Source organism: Streptomyces sp. NPDC051310 (genome assembly GCF_044455245.1).
Classification (GTDB): Bacteria; Actinomycetota; Actinomycetes; order Streptomycetales; family Streptomycetaceae; genus Streptomyces.
Map to the genome: position 1 here is coordinate 65409 of NZ_JBITEO010000021.1, position 18603 is coordinate 84011.

Annotated in this window: 15 protein-coding genes and 1 pseudogene; 12 read left to right on the top strand and 4 right to left on the bottom strand. The window is 73.1% G+C overall.

What is annotated here, in order from left to right:
- Positions 1–9 precede the first annotated feature (9 nt).
- Both ACIA79_RS26385 and ACIA79_RS26390 read left to right on the top strand, forming a co-directional pair.
- Positions 10–975 (top strand): sigma-70 family RNA polymerase sigma factor, encoded by a 966-nt coding sequence (locus ACIA79_RS26385; protein WP_399430813.1) that lies wholly within the window; start codon positions 10–12, stop codon positions 973–975.
- 429 nt (positions 976–1404) lie between these two features.
- Positions 1405–2550 (top strand): S1 family peptidase, encoded by a 1146-nt coding sequence (locus ACIA79_RS26390; protein ID WP_399430814.1) that lies wholly within the window; start codon positions 1405–1407, stop codon positions 2548–2550.
- 206 nt (positions 2551–2756) lie between these two features.
- Here the strand turns inward: ACIA79_RS26390 and ACIA79_RS26395 are convergent, their stop codons facing one another.
- Positions 2757–3680, bottom strand: a complete 924-nt coding sequence (locus tag ACIA79_RS26395; RefSeq protein WP_399430815.1) for an NADP-dependent oxidoreductase — start codon at positions 3678–3680, stop codon at positions 2757–2759.
- A 174-nt stretch (positions 3681–3854) separates the two neighbouring features.
- Between ACIA79_RS26395 and ACIA79_RS26400 the strand changes: the two genes are divergently transcribed.
- The 3 genes and pseudogenes from ACIA79_RS26400 to ACIA79_RS26410 all read left to right on the top strand — a co-directional run.
- Complete coding sequence (locus ACIA79_RS26400) at positions 3855–4856, top strand: GlxA family transcriptional regulator (protein WP_399430864.1); 1002 nt, start codon at positions 3855–3857, stop codon at positions 4854–4856.
- 409 nt (positions 4857–5265) lie between these two features.
- Entirely contained in the window at positions 5266–6225 is a 960-nt protein-coding gene (locus tag ACIA79_RS26405; RefSeq protein ID WP_399430816.1) for a hypothetical protein, read from the top strand.
- A gap of 507 nt (positions 6226–6732) precedes the next feature.
- A pseudogene (locus ACIA79_RS26410) lies at positions 6733–7395 on the top strand (pectinesterase family protein); the annotation flags it as partial.
- A 58-nt stretch (positions 7396–7453) separates the two neighbouring features.
- Here ACIA79_RS26410 and ACIA79_RS26415 read toward each other — a convergent pair.
- Positions 7454–8251, bottom strand: a complete 798-nt coding sequence (locus ACIA79_RS26415; RefSeq protein ID WP_399430817.1) for a hypothetical protein — start codon at positions 8249–8251, stop codon at positions 7454–7456.
- A 174-nt stretch (positions 8252–8425) separates the two neighbouring features.
- Between ACIA79_RS26415 and ACIA79_RS26420 the strand changes: the two genes are divergently transcribed.
- Together ACIA79_RS26420 and ACIA79_RS26425 are read left to right on the top strand one after the other, a co-directional pair.
- Positions 8426–8971 carry a YcxB family protein gene (locus ACIA79_RS26420; protein WP_399430818.1) on the top strand — a complete coding sequence of 182 codons (546 nt, stop codon included), beginning with the start codon at positions 8426–8428 and terminating at the stop codon, positions 8969–8971.
- 168 nt (positions 8972–9139) lie between these two features.
- Entirely contained in the window at positions 9140–9616 is a 477-nt protein-coding gene (locus ACIA79_RS26425; protein ID WP_399430819.1) for a hypothetical protein, read from the top strand.
- Between the two features lie 391 nt (positions 9617–10007).
- Here ACIA79_RS26425 and ACIA79_RS26430 read toward each other — a convergent pair whose 3' ends face one another.
- On the bottom strand, positions 10008–11210 hold the full coding sequence (locus ACIA79_RS26430; protein WP_399430820.1) for an Ig-like domain-containing protein: 1203 nt from the start codon (positions 11208–11210) through the stop codon (positions 10008–10010).
- A 230-nt stretch (positions 11211–11440) separates the two neighbouring features.
- Here ACIA79_RS26430 and ACIA79_RS26435 point away from each other — a divergent pair, with 230 nt between their 5' ends.
- The 5 genes from ACIA79_RS26435 to ACIA79_RS26455 all read left to right on the top strand — a co-directional run bounded on the left by ACIA79_RS26435 (position 11441) and on the right by ACIA79_RS26455 (position 17283).
- Positions 11441–12637, top strand: coding sequence for a lipid II:glycine glycyltransferase FemX (locus ACIA79_RS26435; RefSeq protein ID WP_399430821.1), 1197 nt, complete (start codon positions 11441–11443; stop codon positions 12635–12637).
- 260 nt (positions 12638–12897) lie between these two features.
- On the top strand, positions 12898–14451 hold the full coding sequence (gene murJ, locus ACIA79_RS26440) for a murein biosynthesis integral membrane protein MurJ (RefSeq protein ID WP_399430866.1): 1554 nt from the start codon (positions 12898–12900) through the stop codon (positions 14449–14451).
- Positions 14452–14473: 22 nt separating this feature from the next.
- Positions 14474–15157 (top strand): response regulator, encoded by a 684-nt coding sequence (locus ACIA79_RS26445; RefSeq protein ID WP_399430822.1) that lies wholly within the window; start codon positions 14474–14476, stop codon positions 15155–15157.
- A 24-nt stretch (positions 15158–15181) separates the two neighbouring features.
- Positions 15182–16666: an ATP-binding protein gene (locus ACIA79_RS26450; RefSeq protein WP_399430823.1), complete on the top strand. Its 1485-nt coding sequence runs from the start codon at positions 15182–15184 to the stop codon at positions 16664–16666.
- Complete coding sequence (locus tag ACIA79_RS26455) at positions 16663–17283, top strand: hypothetical protein (RefSeq protein WP_399430824.1); 621 nt, start codon at positions 16663–16665, stop codon at positions 17281–17283. Before ACIA79_RS26450 ends, ACIA79_RS26455 begins: the two co-directional genes overlap by 4 nt.
- Here ACIA79_RS26455 and ACIA79_RS26460 read toward each other — a convergent pair.
- On the bottom strand, positions 17280–18539 hold the full coding sequence (locus tag ACIA79_RS26460; RefSeq protein ID WP_399430825.1) for a trans-sulfuration enzyme family protein: 1260 nt from the start codon (positions 18537–18539) through the stop codon (positions 17280–17282). The genes ACIA79_RS26455 and ACIA79_RS26460 overlap by 4 nt on opposite strands.
- Positions 18540–18603: the final 64 nt, after the last annotated feature.

Genomic DNA, 18603 nt, shown 5'->3' on the forward strand with positions numbered 1-18603 from the left:
CTGCTCCGCATGGACAGCGCAGCCGTCGATCGGTTCGAGGCCGGCCGGGGCCGGCTGGTCTCGCTCGCGTACCGTCTGCTCGGCTCGGCCGCCGACGCCGAGGACGCCGTGCAGGACACGTTCCTGCGCTGGCAGGCCGCAGACCATGACCGGGTCGAGGTGCCCGAAGCGTGGCTGACCAAGGTCCTCACGAATCTCTGCCTCGACCAGCTCCGCTCGGCGCACGCGCGGCACGAGCGGGCAGCCGGTGCGTGGCTGCCCGAGCCGCTCCTCGAAGGCGACCCGATGCTCGGCCCGGCCGACACCTTCGAGCAGCGCGAATCGGTGTCTTTGGCCGTGCTGACCCTCATGGAGCGCCTCTCCCCGGTCGAGCGGGCCGCCTACGTCCTGCGCGAGGCCTTCTCGTACTCCCACGCCGAGATCGCCGGGATCCTCGACATCACCGAGTCCGCGAGCCAGCAGCACGTCCACCGCGCACGGATCCGGATCGCCGCCGAGCGCCGCCGCAGCGGCGAGGTGGATCCCGCGTCCGCACGCCGGATCGTCGAGGAGTTCCTCGAAGCCGCCACGTCGGGGCGGACCGAGCGGCTGGTGGCCCTGCTGACCGACGACGTGACCGCGATCTCGGACGGTGCCGGGCTGGCCAGGCGGCTGCTGCGGTACAGCACGCGTGAGCGCGTCGCCTCCTACGTGCGGGCCGGGTTCACCCCCACGCCGGCGAAGCGTCGGCTGGCCGGCGGCTGGCCCACGTTCACCATCGCGCGGGTCAACGGCTCCCCGGCCGTCCTCGCCGTGCTCGAGGACCGGGTCGTAGGCGCCGTGATGTTCGAGGTCGGCGACGGCAAGGTCGCCTGCCTGCGCGGGATCGCCGCCGCGGGCCGGCTCGCGCGCCTCAACGCGGCCTGGCAGCGGCGGGATCCGGAAGCGCCGGCCGTCCACGCAGGTGACCGGAGCCATCCGGATCCGATGGCCTGAGCCGGAGCGATGACGACATCGCCGACGTCATCGCTCCGGCCCCGCTGCACAGCAGCACGCGCCGATCCCCTGCGTCCGGCGCCGGGCAGCCCGGTGCGTCCGCCGCAGCGGGCGGAGGGCGCAGGCGCCGGGGGCGTAGGCAACTGGTGGGTGCAGGCGCTGGAGTGGGCGCGGGCACAGGCACTGAGGCGGGCGCAGGCACTGGGGTGTGCGACGGCACGACGCCACCTTGCTGCACGGGTGGGGGGGTGTCCGGCGGCTCTTCCGGGGGCACGGCCCGTGCGTGCGAGCCGGAAGGCTGACGCGATTCCGCCCTCTGGATGGTATGGACCTGACAAGTCCGCGCGGCTAGCCTGGCGGGCGTTGAGAGCGCTCTCACGCCTTTCCCGGGCCGGCGGTCGCCGGATCCTGTCGTCCATCGGAGGAATCATGAGACGCCTTCCCGTCCTGCGTACCGCCGCCGCGGCGTTATTGCTCACGGCCGCCTTGGGCGCAACCGGCCCGCGGGCCACGGCCGCCGCCGCGGCACCGGACGCTCCCAGGACCGCCGCGGCCGGTCTCGTCGACGGCATGCGCCTGGACCTGGGCCTGACCAGGGAGCAGGCCGAACAGCGGCTACTGGCCGAGCGGGCCGCGGCGCAGGTCGAGCGGCAGGCGCAGCGTGCCGCCGGATCGGCGTACGCGGGCTCCTGGTTCGACCCCGCGAAGGGCCGCCTCGTCGTCGCGCTCACCGACCGCGCGAACGCCGCCGAGGTGGAGGAGCTGGGAGCGGACACCCGGATCGTCCGGCACGGTTCAACCGTCCTCGACCGCGTCAAGAGCCGGCTCGACGCCTTGCGCGCGCCCGCCGGAGTGGCCGGCTGGCACGTCGACCCCCGGGCCAACCGTGTCGTCGTGACCGTGGTGCGCGCCGACCGGAACAGCCCCGCCGTACGGGCGTTCGTCGACCGGGCCCGCCTGGTCGGCCCCGTGACGGTCGCCGAAACGGAACGCGCCCCGGTCACGTACGCGGCGGGCACCGTCGGCGGCGACCCCTACTACACCGGCAACGTCCGCTGCTCCATCGGGTTCTCCGTGCACGGAGGCTTCGTCACCGCCGGTCACTGCGGTCGTGCCGGTGCGGCCGTGCGCGGCTGGGACGGTTCCGCGATGGGGACGTTCCAGGGCTCCTCCTTCCCCGGCGACGACTACGCGTACGTGAGCATCCACAATGGCTGGTGGACGGTCCCGGTGGTGCTCGGCTGGGGCACGGTGCCGGACCGTCTGGTGCGAGGCTCGGCCGAGGCGCCCATCGGTGCCTCCGTCTGCAGGTCGGGCTCCACGACGCGGTGGCACTGCGGCACGGTCCTGGCGAAGAACGAGACCGTGAACTACAGCCAGGGCGCCGTGCACCAGATGACCAGGACCAGCGTGTGCGCCGAGGGCGGTGACTCGGGCGGGTCCTTCATCAGCGGCGACCAGGCACAGGGAGTCACCTCCGGCGGATGGGGCAACTGCTCCTCCGGTGGCGAGACGTGGTTCCAGCCCGTCAACGAGATCCTCGGGCGCTACGGACTCCGTCTCCACACCGCCTGACCGGCCCCCGGTCGCACCGGCCGCCGGTCCGTCCGGTGCGGCCGTCGAGGGGAGCGAACCCGAGGCGGGGTGTCCGCGGAAGCGGACACCCCGCCGTCCTGCCCCCCGGGGCCCGCCACGCCGTCACCGCACCGAGCCGGGGACACCGGAGCTCTCCGGCTGCCCGGCGTGGCGGGGGCAGGCGCCGCGCGGGTGCCGTCGCAGGATCAGGCGACCGTCAGGACGATCTTGCCGGTGGTGCGGCCCAGTTCGCCGATCTCGTGTGCCCTGGCGGCCTCCGCCAGCGGCAGGACCGTCTCGACGACCGGCTTCACAGCGCCCTGCTCCACGAGTGCGGCGATCTCGCGCAGACCGAGATGGTCCGGCTCGACCAGGACCCACATCGCTCGCACCCCCTCCCGGGCGGCGGGGACGTCATCGGGGCCGGGCAAGGTGATCAGCCGGCCCCCGTCCCGCAACACCTTCAGGGAGCGCTCGGCCGTCTGGCCGCCGAGGCCGTCCAGCACCACGTCGACGTCGGACACGGCATCCTCGAAGCGCACCGAGCGGTAGTCGATCACCTCGTCCGCGCCCAACTCCCGCACCAGGTCCTGCTTGGCGGCACTGGCCGTACCGATCACGTACGCGCCGCGTGCCTTGGCGATCTGCACGGCGAAATGTCCGACGCCTCCGGCCGCCGCGTGCACCAGCACCCGCTCACCGGGGCGGACGTCCGCGGCGTCGACGAGGGCCTGCCAGGCGGTGAGCGCGGCGAGCGGCAGCGCCGCCGCCTCCACGTGCGTCAGGCCGGCCGGCTTCCGCGCGAGGTGCCGGGCCGGCGCCACGACGTACTCGGCGTACCCACCCGCCTGGCGCGGGAACAGCGGCATCCCGAATACCTCGTCGCCGGGGCGGAACACGCCCACGCCGGGTCCGACCGCCTCGATCGTGCCGGACACGTCCCAGCCGACCGCCGGTACGGCGCCCCACTCGATGAGGGCGCCACTGGCCCGTGTCTTCCAGTCCACCGGGTTCACCCCGGCCGCGTGCACCCGCACCAGGACCTCGTTGAGCCCCGGCTCCTGGCGCTCGATGTCACGTTCGATGAGCTTCTCGGGTCCGCCCCACTGCTCCACGACCACCGCACGCATGCTGTCCGCCTCGTCCTTCGTCTCGATCGGCTCGGCGCCGGGTGGTCCCCGGCGCGCCGCAGTCCACGATCAGGGATCCATTCTTCCGATGGCGTTGGCCGTCCGGCCACTATGTGACAGGATCTGGCCATGAGCGAGAAGCGGCGGGCGACGACCGGAGAAGCGCGGGGCCGGATGGAGAGGACCGCACGCACACACCGGATCGCGGTACTGGCCCTGCCCGGGGTGCCGCCTTTCGAGCTCGGCATCCCCTCGCGTGTCTTCGGCAGCGCGCAGGACGTCCAGGGCCGCCCGCTGTACGAGGTCACCGTCTGCACCGCCGACGGCGCCCCCGTCCTCAGCGACGCGGGTTTCACCGTGCAGCCCGCTGCCGGACCCGAGGCCCTGGCCGAGGCGGACACCGTCATCATCCCGCCCACCCACGCCATGCCCGAGCTGGGCCGCGGTGGCCCGCTGCCGCCCGAGGTCACCGCGGCCATCGCCGGCATCCGGCCCGGCGCACGACTGGTGTCCATCTGCTCCGGCTCGTACGTGCTCGCCGCGGCCGGGCTGCTCGACGGCCGGCCCGCCACCACGCACTGGAACCTGACGCCCGAGTTCCGCCGCGCCTACCCCCGGGTCAAGGTCGACGAGGAGGTCCTCTTCGTCGACGACGGCGACGTGCTGACCTCCGCGGGCGTGGCCGCGGGCGTCGATCTGTGCCTGCACCTGATCCGCCGCGACCACGGAGCGGCCGCCGCCAACCGGGCCGCCCGTATGTGCGTCGTACCGCCCTGGCGGGACGGCGGGCAGGCCCAGTACATCGACCGGCCGATCCCCGACCCCACCGTCGCCAGCACCACCGCCACCCGCGCCTGGGCACTGGAGCACCTCGGCGAGCCGCTGTCGCTCGCCCAGCTCGCCGAGCACGCCCGGATGAGCCTGCGCTCCTTCACCCGCCGATTCCGCGACGAGGTCGGCATGACGCCGGTGCAGTGGCTCACCGCTCAACGCCTGGAGCTGGCCAAGCAACTGCTGGAGACCACCGACCTGCCGATCGACCTGGTCGCCCACCGAGCGGGTTTCGGCTCCGCCAACTCCCTGCGCTCCCACATGAGAACCACCTTCGGCATCTCGCCCGCCGCGTACCGCCGCACCTTCAGCCCGCACGACCTCGCCGCCTCATCAGCGCTGTAAAAGCGGTGAGAACCTGAGAGGTGTGGGAGGGGACGCCGGTCATCCGCCCGATGAAGTACGGCGCCCACGGCGGCCGGCCGGCGGCGCACGATCCGGGCCGTGTGCCGGGACGGCGAGCGGGCGGCAGCCGACGGATCGACAGCAGCGGTCGGACGAACCTGCGCACGACCCGCTTCCCCACGACAGGGCGGCGGCGGTCAGGGGCGGCCGGACGTTCGGTGCGGTGCGAGTGCCGCGGTGAACAACAGCGCGACGGCATCGCGGCCGCGCGGCACGGCGGCCAGCAGACGCGAACGCCACCTGCGCCCACGGGCCGACCAGGAGTTGACCGGGGGCTCCGCCGTGCGGCGGAGCGGGACCCCTCCCGGGCGCGATGCCTGCGGCGCTCCCGGCGGCAAGGCTGTCGCCCATGAGACCACTGCACTCCTGGCCCTCGAACGCCGGCCGCGCCGCACTCGTGTGGAGCATTCTGTACGCGTCGGGCGCAACCCTCGCCGCTCTGCTGGAGCCCGCGCTCGGGTACGCGCTGGTCCCCCAGGGGCGCGGCACGGCCGTTGAGTGGTCGCTCGCGGTGGCGTACGCGGCCGCCGCGCTTCTCGCCGGGCTGATGCTGCGGGCCCCGGGGCTGCGGTGGCCGCCGTACGCCGCTTGGGCGGTCGTGCTGTTGTGCATGTGGTCGGGCTTCGGGTTCCTCTTCAGCCCGGCCCACCTGCTGCGTTTCCTGAGCCGCAACCAGGATCCCGTCGACCTCGCCGCGCTGGCGAACGAGGGCGTGGCGGTGCTCGGCGCCGTGCTGTGGGGGTGCGCGGCTCTGGCCTACCGGCGCTGGGCGCGCGGCGCGTGCCCGTACTGCGGCAGCTCCCCGCGGCGCCGTGTCGTGGACCGCCCGGGCCGCGCCGCGGGGTATGCGGCCGTGGCCGCGCTGGTGCCGTACACCGTGCTGAAGACGGCGTGGGCCCTGGGGCTCACCGTCGGGTACACGGGCGAGGGCCGGCCGGGCCTGGACCCCCGGTACACCAGCGACCTCGGGATCCGGCTGTACGAGCACGGCGTCGACGTCACCGCGGTGCTCGCCCTCGCCGGCATGACCCTGGCCCTGGCCCTGATCCGCCCGTGGGGCGGGCGGCTTCCCCGGCTTCCGCTGCTGGCGCTCGGCTGGACGGGCGCGGGCGCGCTGGCGCCGTTCGGGATCTTCCTGATGCTCTGGGGTGCCCTGGCATGGGCGGGTGCGACGGACACCGGTCCGGTGGACCACGCCCCGTGGGTGGTGGTCGTGGCGTACGGCGGGTTCGCGCTGTACGGGCTGGGGCTGGCGCGTGCGACCTGGGCGTACCAGGTACGGACGCGGCGTGCGTGCACGCGCTGCTGACGTGGCGTACGTGCAGGTGTTGCTGGTTCGTGACGTACGTGCACGCGTTGCCGAAACGGCATACGTGCGCGCGCTGCTGCCGTGGCGACCGCCGACCGCGGGCCGCCTCGTGACCACCTTCCGCGCCGGCGCTGTGCCGCCGTCGCGGCGCAGCGCGTCTGACGCCGCTCGGACAACTTCCCCGCCCTTTTCCGACGAGCACGGCAACCCGATGCACCCCCAGCGGCGACCACGTGCTGATCATCCCCTCCGCACGGAACGGACATTGCCCATGAGCGCGATCCGCCGCACGCCCCGTCACCGCCGCTCCCGCAAGGTGTTGGCGATCGGTGTGCCGCTGACGCCGGCCGCTTCCGGGGTTCTGGCGTACGGGTCCGTGTTCGGTCCGGGGCCAGGCGAAGAGGAGAGGGCCGCGGCCGCGACCACCGCTGGTGCCACCAGGACCCTCACCGTCGCCAAGGACGGCACCGGCCAGTACAGGACGGTCCAGGCCGCGGTGAACGCCGGTCGGACGACTCCCAACTCCGCAACCTCACCGTCTCCAACGACTTCGACGAGGCCGCCCACCGGTCCCTGAAGGACCACCAGGCGGTCGCCCTGCTCACGACCGCGGACAGGATCGTGCTGGACGGCCTGCTCATCACCGGCGACCAGGACACCCTGGAGCTGGAGACCGCGGCGAAGGACAAGCCCGGCCGCGTCCACGTCACCAACTCCTCCATCGTCGGCAACGTCGACTTCATCTTCGGCCGTGCCACCGCCGTGATCGACCGGTCGGTCATCACCCTCAAGAAGCGCTGGAACGGCACGTCGGCCGGCTACGTCACCGCGCCGAGCACGCAGGCGGGCCGCAAGGGCATCCTCAGCAACCGCTGCACGATCAACGGTGACGTGGCGGCATCCTCCTTCCACCTCGGCCGCAACTGGCACCCCGGCGGCGACAAGGCGGCCGATCCTCAGGCCACCGTCCGCAATTCCAGGCTCAGCGCCGCGATCAAGCGCACGCCGTGGACCGACATGGGCGGCTTCTCCTGGAAGAAGGACCGCTTCGCCGAATACATGAACACCGGTCCGGGCGCCGGTCCGAAGAGCGCCGACCGTCCCCACCTGACCGACCCCCAGGCCGCGTCCCAGGAGGTCTCGGACTGGCTGGGCAACTGGACCCCGTGATCGGCCGGGAAGGGGAGCCGGCGGTGTACCCCGCCGCAGGTGGGGGTCCGCCGCCCGCTCAGAGCGGGAGCACAGGCCGGGTCGAGAAGTCCTCGTAGAGGTCCTCCCCTTCGGGGCCGTGGACGAACTCGGCCATCGAGGGGTTGCGGTTGGCCGTGGCCAGTGGCAGCCACGCCAGCAGGGCCCCGTAGCCGCCGCACACCGACTCGCCGCCGTCTCCGCCGTGGATGGCGGTGGTGTCGCTCGTCAGCTCCGAGCGGTAGGTGTCGTAGGCGATGCGCAGACCGAAGGCGTTCGGCCGGTTCTGCGGGCCGCTGCGGTCCCCGTACGGGATGCGGTCGAGCGGGCATGTGTCGCCCCAGTGGAAGAGGGTGCCGGCGCCGGCGCCGCAGGCGTGCTCCCATTCGTCGGCACTCGGCATCCGCAAGCCGCGGGCCGCGAGCGCGCCGGGCATGTCCGAAGGGGGTTCGGAGAGGTTCTCGTCCTCCACGGCCATGAGCACGGTCGCCAGGACGACGCTCCGGCGCGGACTGAGCACCTGCGCGAGGTGCGTCCGCAGGTCGGGGCCGTAGCCGTACCCCTGCTCCACGCTCTCCGCATAGTCCGCGGCCTGCTCGGGTGTCGGCCGCCAGGCATCGAGGTCGAAGCCGACGGACACCGGCCCTCCCGGTATCAGCGCGAACTCCCGGCCGTCGCACTCGATCCGGACGCGGTGCAGCGGGGCACCCAGGTGCTCGACGGTGCCGACGTCCGTCACACGGCCGCCGACCAGTTCGGCGGCCTGCTGGGCGACGCGACGCGCGGTCGGGGCATCGAAGGACCGCCACTGACTGAGAGTGAGATCTGCGAGAGACACGAGCGGCAGTGTCGCACGCGGGTACGACACTCCCCTTCTTCCTTCCTGGCACGAACGACGTGCGGCGGTAAGGGCGGTTCGTGAGATTCGCAGGGTTCGTCGGAGGTCGATCGTCCGGTTGTTCGGCCCGGCCGCTACGATCACGGGCTGTCTCACCAACGACCGGGAGGATCCGTGACCGAAGAACGGTCCACCACGACGCGGGACGCCGTGGAGCTGACGTATCTGCCCGTCCTCGCCGACGCGGTGGGGGCGATCCGCGCCCGGGCGAAGGCCACCCCGGCGGGGCGGTTGCAGAACGGCATCACGCTGGCGTGCGGGCTCCTCATCCTGGGGGCCCTGGTCCTGAACCTCACCGGCCGCAAGGGGCCGGGTCTCGGGGCGACGGTGTTCTGCGTCGCGGCCCTGGCCTTCTTCCTCGGCCTGTACGCGCTGGTGCCCGGTCTGCAGGGGCAGCAACTGCACCGCATGTACGCCTCGCAGGGCGAGTTCAGGGTCGTCGTGGACGACGACGGGGTGCGGCAGTTCTCACGGGATCTGGACATGACGTACCGCTGGCCCGCGCTGCCCCGGTACACCGAGACCGATGAGCTGTTCGTCCTGCTCACGGGCGACCGGCACGGCGTGGGCATGGCCATCCTCCCCAAGCGGGGCACCGCCAATCCGGCGGACGTGGACCGGCTGCGGGCCATCCTGAACCGCAGCATCACCCGTATGTGACGTGCACGGACGCGCAATCCGTACCGCGGAACGCCGCGGCCGACGACCCTGTCGACAAGCCCCGGCGCCGATGGCGGGCAGACCGGGGGGCGCGGCATGGGCGCTAGATGGTGTCCGACGGGTCATGGAATCGCGTGGGCTCGACGAAGCGGCGGCGATGGGGTGCGGGTGTACTACGAGGATCTCAGCGAGTACGACTACCAGGACGAGGACGCGTTCACGGACAAGGAGTCGGGCTTCTACGCGCTCTGGTACCGCCCGGCGTACGCCCGCCTGAACGTCGGGTGGCTGGAAGCCGGTAAGCCGTACTCGACAGGGACGGTCCCCGCGGCGTTCGTGGAGAAGCTGAAGGCTGTCCAGGAGTGCCAGTGGATGAACGTCTGCCTCGGGGCGCACGAGTGCGACCTCTGTCCTGAGGATGAGGCTCCGGAAGGGAACGGGGAGGTACGGATTCCGGGTGGGCCGGGCTTGGCTTATGCCGCCCCGTTTCTGATCACGCACTACATCACCGCCCACGGCTACCGGCCGCCGCAGGCCTTCATGGCTGCCGTTCTCGCTGTCGATCTCGACGCTTGGACCTCCACACGGTGGCCCGACGTCCCCTTCCCCTGGGTTCCGGATGACGCGGAACGCATGCTGGAGTAAAGGCGAGCGAGGCTTCGGTGCGCAGCCAGAGCCGAACCGAAGCGACGGTGGCCGTCCCCGCGAAGCCGGCGCCGGCAGGCCACGCAGGACTACAACGACGGGTGTTCTTCGGCACGGTGCACCGGGCGTGAGCGGGAGATACCCGGTGACGGGACGTTGCCTTGCGACCTTGGGGGGATCCGACGGCACCGCGGTGGTGCCGCGCAGGAAGGCGCCGCCCGTACGCCGTCACGCCGCCCGTACCGTCGTCGCAGTCGGACCGGTCCCCGAGCCACCGTCGCCCCTGCCGCAGCCGGACCCCCTGGGCGCGCAGTGCGCCGGCGTGACCCCGCGTCCGCCGTAGGCGGTGGTAGGAGGCCGGCCGCGCAGGGCGAGCCGACGGGGCCCGGTCTCAGCGGAGCGCGCTGAGCCGCTGCCAGTCGGCCCACGGCAGGTTCCACTGGCCGAAGCCGTTGCTCGGCGCGACGACGCCCTTGGTGTCCTTGCCGGTGATCTCGAACGGGTCGCCCGCCCGCACCTGGCCGTAGAACCAGGCGGCGTCGGCGCTGCTCATCCCTATGCAGCCCGAACTCCGGTTGGCGTTGCCCAGGTAGCGGGCGTTCCAGGGGGCGGCGTGCGCGTACATGCCCGACCAGGTGAGCCGCATCGAGTAGTCGACCATCTTGTCGTAGGCGTCACCGAGGCCGACCGTCTCGGAGTTCATGTTGATGGTGCCCTCCTTGGCCATGAGGACGGCGGTCCCGCGCCAGGAACGCTTGTCGCCGCCGGGCGTGCCACCGGAGACGGGGACGCGCCGGACGGTCCTGCCGTCGCGCAGGAGCGTGAGGTGATGGTTGTCGAGGTCCACCTTGACGATCTGCCGGGCGCCGATGGTGAACGTGGTGGTGTAGTCGCGCACGAACCAGCCGCCGTCGCCGGAATCGGTGCCGTTCAGTTCGGCGTTCAGGGTGACCTTGGTGCCGGGTTTCCAGTAGTCCCGGGGCCGCCAGTCCACGCGGTCCTTGCCCGACCAGTCGCGCATCCAGCCCCAGGAACCCCCGGTGCCGTTCGAGGTGGTGACCTTCAGTTGCTTCTCGACCTCCGCCCGGTTCTCGACGGGGTGGTCGAAGACGAGCGAGATCGGCTGGGCTATGCCGACGGTGGCCCCGGCTCCCGGTCGCCAGTCGACCTTGTTGATCTTGTCCGCCGGGGCGGTGGCGAAGGAGGCCCGGCTCGTGCCCTCGGTGCCGCCCTGGCTCCGGGTCGCCGCCGTGACCGTGTACGCCGTACCGGGCACGGCCCTGCGCTCGGAGAGCCATGTGCGGCCGTCGGCCGCGACCTTGCCGGCGAGTCGGCGGCCCTCGGCGTCGGTGACGGTCACCGAGGTGAGACGTCCGGCCGCCGCCGTGACCTTCACCGGCTTGCCGGCCGGGGCCTGCCGGCCCGTGGGGGTGACCGTCACGGTGACGGGGCGGTCGCCGTCCTTCCCGGCCGTGCCGGCGTCCGCCGTGGCCGGAGCGGGGTTCGCGGAACAGGCGACCGCGAGCGGTACGAGCAGGGCCACGGCGACGGCGGTGCGTACCGGGCCGTGGACGCGGACACGTGTGGGGTGCAACAGGACCTCCGTGACGGAAGGGAGCGAAAGCCGGCGAGGAAGGGGCCGGGCAGCCCATGTCGTGACTGTAGAGCCGGAGAAGCCCAGGTCAGCGGCGGCGGAGCAATGTGACGGCGACTGGTGTGGAACGGTCATGGTCCGGTCACATTCGCCGCGCGGGACGGTCATGGGCGGCTGTGAGCATCTCGTGCAACCCCGCGACAGTCCGGGGAGAAGGAGAGGCCCAGACCGTGTCAGCGCTGCTCGTACCGCCCCGACGCCCTCACGAGGAGGGCGACCGGGCCCTCAAGCTGGGTTGCGTCACCGCCGAGGCGTACCGCGCCTTTCTCACCTCCCGTGACGGTGCGGCGCTCGGCGCCGGCTTCCTGCAGTGCCCCTCGTGGGCCGACGTCAAGGACGGCTGGCGTGCCCGGTTGCTCGGCTGGGGGCCTGATCCGCAGGCCGGCCGGCTGACGGGAGTGGCGCTGGTGCTGCTGCGGCAGTTCCCGGGCACTCGGAAGTACTTCGCCTACCTTCCCGAAGGGCCCGTCGCCGACTGGGCGGACCCCGACATCGACGGCTGGCTCGGCCCGCTGCTGGAGCACTTGCGGGGCGCGGGCGCCTTCGCCGTGCGCATCGGCCCCTCCCCGGCCTACCGGCGCTGGGACGCAACGCTGCTGAAGTCGCTCAGCGGCCCGGGCCGGCGCCTGGGCGACGTCCTCGCCAGCGAGGTCGACCCGCTCGGGACCGCGGTGGCCGAACGGCTGCGCGCCCGCGGCTGGCGGCGCTGCGGCGGTGACGGGTCGGGGGACGACGGGGACGCCCAGCCGCGCCACGTCTTCCGCGTGCCGCTCGCCGGGCGCACCACCGAGGACCTGTGGTCGGGGCTGAACCAGGAGTGGCGGCGCAACGTCCGGCGCGCCCGGAAGGAGGGCGTGGAGGTGGTCGTGGGCAGTGCGGCCGACCTGCCCGAGTTCTACCGCCTGCTGTGCGTCACCGAGGAGCGCGACGGTTTCCGGCTCGGCCGCTCGCTCTCCTACTACGAACGCCAGTACGCGGCGCTCAACGCCGAGGAACCGGGCCGGATGAAGCTCTACCTGGCCCGCCACCGCGGGGAGATACTCGCCGCCCACACCATGATCACCGTGGGCGGCAGGGTCTGGTACCAGACCGGCGCCTCGGCCGACCACCGCCGGGAGGTGCGGCCGTCCAACGCCCTGCAGTGGCGGATGCTGCTGGACGCCCACGCGCTGGGCGCTGACGTCTACGACATGCGCGGGGTACCCTCCACCCTTGACCCTGGCGAACGTGCGTACGGACTGTTGCGGTGGAAGCTCGGCACCGGCGGACAGGTCGTCGAGACGTTGGGGGAATGGGAGAGAGCCTTGGGCGGCACCGCCAACCAGACGCTTTACCGCGCCTTCCAGGCGTATCTGAACCGCCGGTGAGGCCGCCGATGACGCAGACGGGCACGGCGCCGGACGACAGTCCCGGTACGGCGCCGCGCAACGGTCCCGTTGCGGCGCCGGGCAATCATCCGGGTACGGCGCCGGACGGCCCCTCCGGTACGGAGACGATCACGGCACCGGACGGCCCCTCCGGTACGCAGACGGGCGCGGAGGACGGGCGCTCCGGTACGGAACCTCGGGCCGGAGCCGTGGCCGGCGACGCCGGCAAGGCGGTTTCCGCGGCGCGCAGCAGTGCCGTCATGGCCGCCGGCTCCCTGGTGTCCAGGGCTACCGGTTTCGCCCGGTCCGCCGTGGTCGCCGCGGCGCTCGGCACGATCGGGTCCACCGCCGACGGCTACGCGGTCGGCAACTCACTGCCCACCATCGTCTACATGCTGCTCCTCGGCGGCGCGCTGAACGCCGTCTTCGTGCCCGAGCTGGTCAAGGCGGCCAAGGAGCACGACGACGGCGGAGCAGCGTACACCGACCGGCTGATCACGGTCTGCGTCGTCGCCCTGCTGGCGATCACCGCGGCCGCGGTGTGGGCGGCACCCGCGATCGTCGACGCCTACACCGACTACAGCGGCCCGCAGGCGGCGATGACGACGGCGTTCGCGCGCTACTGCCTGCCCCAGATCTTCTTCCTCGGACTGTTCACGCTGCTCGGACAGGTACTCAACGCGCGCGGCCGGTTCGGCGCCATGATGTGGGCGCCGGTCCTCAACAACGTCGTCGTCATCAGCGTGTTCGGTCTGTATCTGGCCCTGGCTATGGGCGGCGGGGACACGCTCACCGCGGGCGAGACCGCGCTGCTCGGCTGGGGAACCACCGCCGGGATCGCCGTCCAGGCATTCGCCCTCGTCCCGGCGCTGCGCGCGGCGCGCTTCCGCTGGCGGCCGCGTTTCGACTGGCGGGGCAGCGGACTGACACGTCCGTTGCGGTCGGCCGGCTGGCTGGTGCTGCTGGTCCTGGCCAACCAGGCCGCCTACTGGGTCACGACCCGGCTGGCCACCACCGCGGGCCTGCAGGGAGGCCCCGGCTACAGCGCGTACAACAACGCTTACGCCCTGTGGGTGGTGCCGCACGGCATCATCACGGTCTCCCTGGTGACCGCGCTGCTGCCACGGATGAGCGCGGCGGCCGCCGACGCGGACACCGCGGCCCTGCGGCGGGACGTGTCGCACGCCTTGCGCACCTCGGCCGCCGCGGTCGTCCCCGCCGCATGCGTACTGTTCGCCCTCGCGCACCCCGTGATGGCCCTCGTCTTCGGCTACGGCAGGACGAGCGAGGGCGACACTGCCGCCATGGCCGGGATCCTGATGGCGTTCGCGCCCGGACTCGTCGCCATGTCGGGCCAGTACGTGCTCTCCCGCACCTTCTACGCGCTCGGCGACACGCGCACGCCCTTCCTGCTCAACCTGGTGATCGTCGCCCTCAACGCGGGCCTGTCCGTGTCCGCCGCCCAGCTGCTGCCGGCCCGGTGGGCGGTGACGGGGATGGCGGCGGCGTACTCCCTGGCGCTGTTCGGGGGCTGGGCCGTCACGGGCTTGGTGCTGAGCCGCCGGCTGGCGGTGGCCCGGCCGTGGCGGTCGTCCGCCGTCGTGGCGCACGGACGGCTGCTGCTCGCCGCCGTTCCCGCCGCCGCGCTGGGCCACCTCGCGGCGTCCGTGGCCGCACGGGCAGGTACGGCGGCCGCGGCGGCTGCCGGAGTGGCCGTGATCGTGCTCACCTTCGCGCTGCTCGCCCGACCGCTGCGGCTGACCGAACTCGACGCGCTGCTCTCCGGCGTGCGTCGTCGAGCGGCCCGGCGCTGAATCACCACCGAGGAGACTGCTGATGCCCCGCGTACTGCTCATCGAGGACGACCCCGCCGTGCGGGAGGGCGTCGAACTCGGTCTGCGCCGCCGCGGCCACGAGGTGCGGTCGGCCGCCACCGGCGAGGCGGGACTCGCCGCGCTGAGCGAGTTCCGCCCCGATCTGCTGCTGCTGGACCTGATGCTGCCCGGGATGAACGGCGTGCAGGTCTGCCGTCGTGTCCGCGAGGACAGCCAGCTGCCCATCATCATGCTCACCGCCCGCGGCGACGACTTCGACATGATCGTGGGCCTGGAGGCCGGCGCCGACGACTACATCGTCAAGCCGGCCCGCCCCGAGGTGATCGAGGCGCGCATCCGCGCCGTGCTGCGCCGTATCGAGGACACCGGACCGGAGCGCCCGGCCACGGAGGTCCACGGCGACCTCACGATCGACCGGGCCGGGCTGACCGTCACCAAGGCCGGCCGGCGCCTGGCGCTCGCTCCCTCGGAGCTGAAGCTCCTGCTGCACCTCTCCGCCGCCCCGGAGCAGGTCTTCAGCCGCCAGCAACTGCTGGAGCACGTGTGGGAGCACAGCTACCACGCCGACGCGCGCCTGGTCGACGCGTGCGTCCGCCGCCTGCGCAACAAGATCGAGGACGATTCCGGCACGCCCCGGTACGTCCAGACGCTGCGGGGCTTCGGCTACCGCTTCGGGCCGCTGTGACCGGGGGGGCGCCCCGGCGGCCGGGTGCGCCGCGACCCGGCCGGGCGGCGGCCGGTGCGGCGCGGCCGGGCGTTCGGTCTGCGCACGCGCCTGGTGCTGGCGTTCCTGCTCGTCGCGGCCGTCAGCGCCGGCACCACCGCGGCGCTGACCTACCGGGAGGCCCGCAGCGCCCTGCTGAAGACCGCGCAGGACACGGCCGTCTCGTCGTTCCGCGACCAGATCCAGCAGACCGGCTTCGCCCTGCCCGTGCAGGGCGAGGGCATGGAGGAGGTCCTGCGCGACATCGCCCGCAAGGGCAAGCCGCGCCCGTGGGTCGTCTTCGCCGAGTACGGGTCGGTCCGCGTCTCCTCCGGCACCAGCCCCGTCTCCGGCGTCATCACCCCGGAGCTGCGGCGGGCGGCGCTGGCCGATCCGCACGGCAGCTTCGAGCGGGTCGTCAAGGACGGTGTCCCGTATCTGACGATCGCCATGCCCACGGTCTTCCGGACCGGTCCGGAGGGGGTGTTGCCCACCGGGCTGATCCTGTACGCCGTCATGCGGATGACCGACGAGCAGGTCAACGCCGAGGCGCTGCTGACCGCCGCACGCGACGGGGCCCTGCCCGGACTGGCCGTCGCCCTGTTGCCCGGCCTGCTCGCCGCGCGCAGCGTGTTGCGTCCGGTGCGGGAGCTGCGGGAGGCCGCCCGCAGCATGGGCAGCGGCAGGCTCGACACGCGGATCCAGGTGCGGGGCAGCGACGAGCTGGCCGACCTCGCCCACACCTTCAACGAGTCCGCGGGCCAGCTCGAGCACTCCGTGCGGGAACTGCGCCAGGCCGAGGCGCGCGCCCGCCGTTTCGCGTCCGACGTCTCGCACGAGCTGCGCACCCCGCTCGCCGGCATGCTCGCGGTCACCGAGGTCCTCGACGAGGACGCGGGCCGGCTGGACCCCGACACCGCCCGGGCGGTGAGGCTGATCAGCTCGGAGACCGGGAAACTCGCCACGCTCGTCGAGGACCTGATGGAGATCTCCCGCTTCGACGCACGCGCGGCCGAGCTGAACACCGACGAACTCGACGCGGCGGAGGCCATCCGCAAGACGCTGGAGAACCGGCACTGGACGGACGGCCGGGTCCGCGCCGAGCTGCCCGACGGGATCCGTGTGCGGCTCGACCCGCGCCGCTTCGACATCGTCGTCGCCAACCTCGTCGGCAACGCGTTGCGGCACGGCGGTACGCCCGTCACCGTGCGGCTGCGGAGCGGGACGGACTCCGACGGGGTGCCGGTGCTGGTCACCGAGGTCGCCGACAGCGGCCCCGGCATCCGGCCGGAAGTGCTGCCGCACATCTTCGACCGCTTCTACAAGGCCGACGCGGCGCGCACCCGCTCGGCCGGCAGCGGCCTGGGGCTGGCGATCACTCTGGAGAACGTCAGGCTGCACGGAGGGACGGTCCGCGCGGGGAACCTGCCGGGGGGAGGCGCCGTCTTCACCGTCGAGATACCACTGCACAGGGAAGGGGACGGCGCGTGAGGCAGGGGCACGCACGCCGGTGGGCGCTCACCGCCGGGCCGGTGGCAGCCCTGCTGCTCGCCGGATGCGGCGTCCAGGAGACCGATGTCATCGAGGCGGGCGGTCCGGCCAGTGTCCAGGCCTTCGTCAGTCCCGGCTACGACGCGCTGCTGTTCTTCCGGTTGCCGCACGGGGAGCTGGCCCCCGTGATCCGGTCGTTCCGGCCCGCGGACGCTTTCGGCAACGAGTACCGGCAGGCCGACGGGGCGGCTCCGCCCGCGTCGGCGGAGAAGGTGATCTCCGCGCTGCTCAGCGGCCCGGGGAAGGCCGACAGAGCCGCCGGGCTCGGCACCGCGCTGCCCCGGGTCGTGGCCGGCGGCGTCCGGGTCCGGCTCGCCGGGGACGGAAAGGTCGAGGTGGACCTGCCCCTCCCCCTCGGCGGGCTGGACGCGACGGCGGTGCGCCAGTTGATCTGCACCGCCGCCTACACCAAGGACCGCGACGGCCGGGCCACGGTGCTGGTGACGGGCCGGGACGGCGTGACGGCGACCGGCACCTGCGGCCTCGACCTCAACACCGACGCCACTCCCGCGGCCGTCGAAACCCGCGGCCGGACCGCGCCGCCCGGCAAGCCCTAGGGCAGCCGGGTGTCCGGTGAAGCGGTCGTCGCCGCCCCGGCCGGCGCCCGTTCCGGCGTCTGCGCCCACGCCTGCTCCAGCGCCTGTTCCAGGTCGGCCCACAGGTCCTCGACGTGTTCGATGCCGACGGACATCCGTACCGTCCCGGGGCCGATGCCGGCCGCGTCGAGGGCGGCGGCGTCGAGCTGGCGGTGGGAGGTGGAGGCCGGGTGCATCACCAGGGTCTTCACATCGCCCAGTGAAGCGGTCAGGGCCGCCAGGCGGACCGCTTCGATGAAGGCGCGGCCCGCCTCGCGTCCGCCCGCGAGGTCGAAGGAGACGACACCGCCGCCGCCCCGCGGCAGCAGCCGCCGCGCGACGGCGTGGTCGGGGTGCCCGGCGTGTGCCGGGTGGCGGACGGCCGCGACCGCCGGGTGGGCGGCGAGCCGGCCGGCCAGGTCGAGGGCGCTCGCGCTCTGCCGCTCGATGCGCAACGGCATGGTCTGCAGTCCCCGCAGGGTCAGCCAGGCGGCGAACGGGTCGGTGACGGCGCCCTGTTCGACGGCGTAGTGGCGGATGCGGCCGTACAGTTCGCGGTCCTTGAAGACCGCGATCCCGCCGAGGACGTCCGCGTGCCCGGCCAGGTACTTGGTCGCCGAGTGGATCACCACGTCCGCGCCGTACTCGATCGGCCTGCACAGCAGGGGCGAGGCGAAGGTGTTGTCGACGGCACTGGGGACGCCGGCTTCGGTGGCGGCGGCGATCAGGGCGGGCAGGTCGGAGACCCTGGTGGTGGGGTTGGCGATGGTCTCCAGGTAGAGCAGCCGTGTCCCGGGCCGCACCGCCCGGCGCACCTCCTCGGGGTCGGTTCCGGAGACGTAGGTGACCTCGACGCCCCAGCGCGCGGCAAGGTCGGTGAGCATCGCGTACGTACCGCCGTAGAGGCAGCGCTGTGCGATGACGTGGTCCCCGGCGGAGAGCAGTCCGAGCAGGAGGCCGTTGATGGCGCCCATGCCGGAGGCGTAGGAGAGGGCGGCGGCTCCGCCTTCGAGGCGGGCGACGGCGTCCTCCAGGGCGCGGACGGTGGGGTTGCCGAGGCGGCTGTAGACGAACGTGTCGGGCGAGTGGAAGGCCTCGGCCATCGCGTCGGCGCTGCCGAAGGCGAAGACGTGCCCCTGGTGGAGGGGGACGCCCAGGGGCGTGCTGCCGGTGATCTGCACCTGGGGAGGGTGGACGGCGAGGGTCTCGGGCCGGAGTGCTGCGGTGTCGTCGCTCATGGATCCCAGTGAACGGGCGGCCCGCTTGCGGTCACAGGACCAATTCCGGCAGATTGGTCCGGCG

Excerpts from the sequence above, each read along its gene's own strand:
- ACIA79_RS26385 (WP_399430813.1), top strand. The coding sequence starts at position 10 with ATGGACAGCGCAGCCGTCGATCGGTTCGAGGCCGGCCGGGGCCGGCTG.
- ACIA79_RS26390 (WP_399430814.1), top strand. The coding sequence starts at position 1,405 with ATGAGACGCCTTCCCGTCCTGCGTACCGCCGCCGCGGCGTTATTGCTC.
- ACIA79_RS26395 (WP_399430815.1), bottom strand. The coding sequence starts at position 3,680 with ATGCGTGCGGTGGTCGTGGAGCAGTGGGGCGGACCCGAGAAGCTCATC.
- ACIA79_RS26400 (WP_399430864.1), top strand. The coding sequence starts at position 3,855 with ATGGAGAGGACCGCACGCACACACCGGATCGCGGTACTGGCCCTGCCC.
- ACIA79_RS26405 (WP_399430816.1), top strand. The coding sequence starts at position 5,266 with ATGAGACCACTGCACTCCTGGCCCTCGAACGCCGGCCGCGCCGCACTC.
- murJ (WP_399430866.1), top strand. The coding sequence starts at position 12,898 with ATGGCCGCCGGCTCCCTGGTGTCCAGGGCTACCGGTTTCGCCCGGTCC.
- ACIA79_RS26445 (WP_399430822.1), top strand. The coding sequence starts at position 14,474 with ATGCCCCGCGTACTGCTCATCGAGGACGACCCCGCCGTGCGGGAGGGC.
- ACIA79_RS26460 (WP_399430825.1), bottom strand. The coding sequence starts at position 18,539 with ATGAGCGACGACACCGCAGCACTCCGGCCCGAGACCCTCGCCGTCCAC.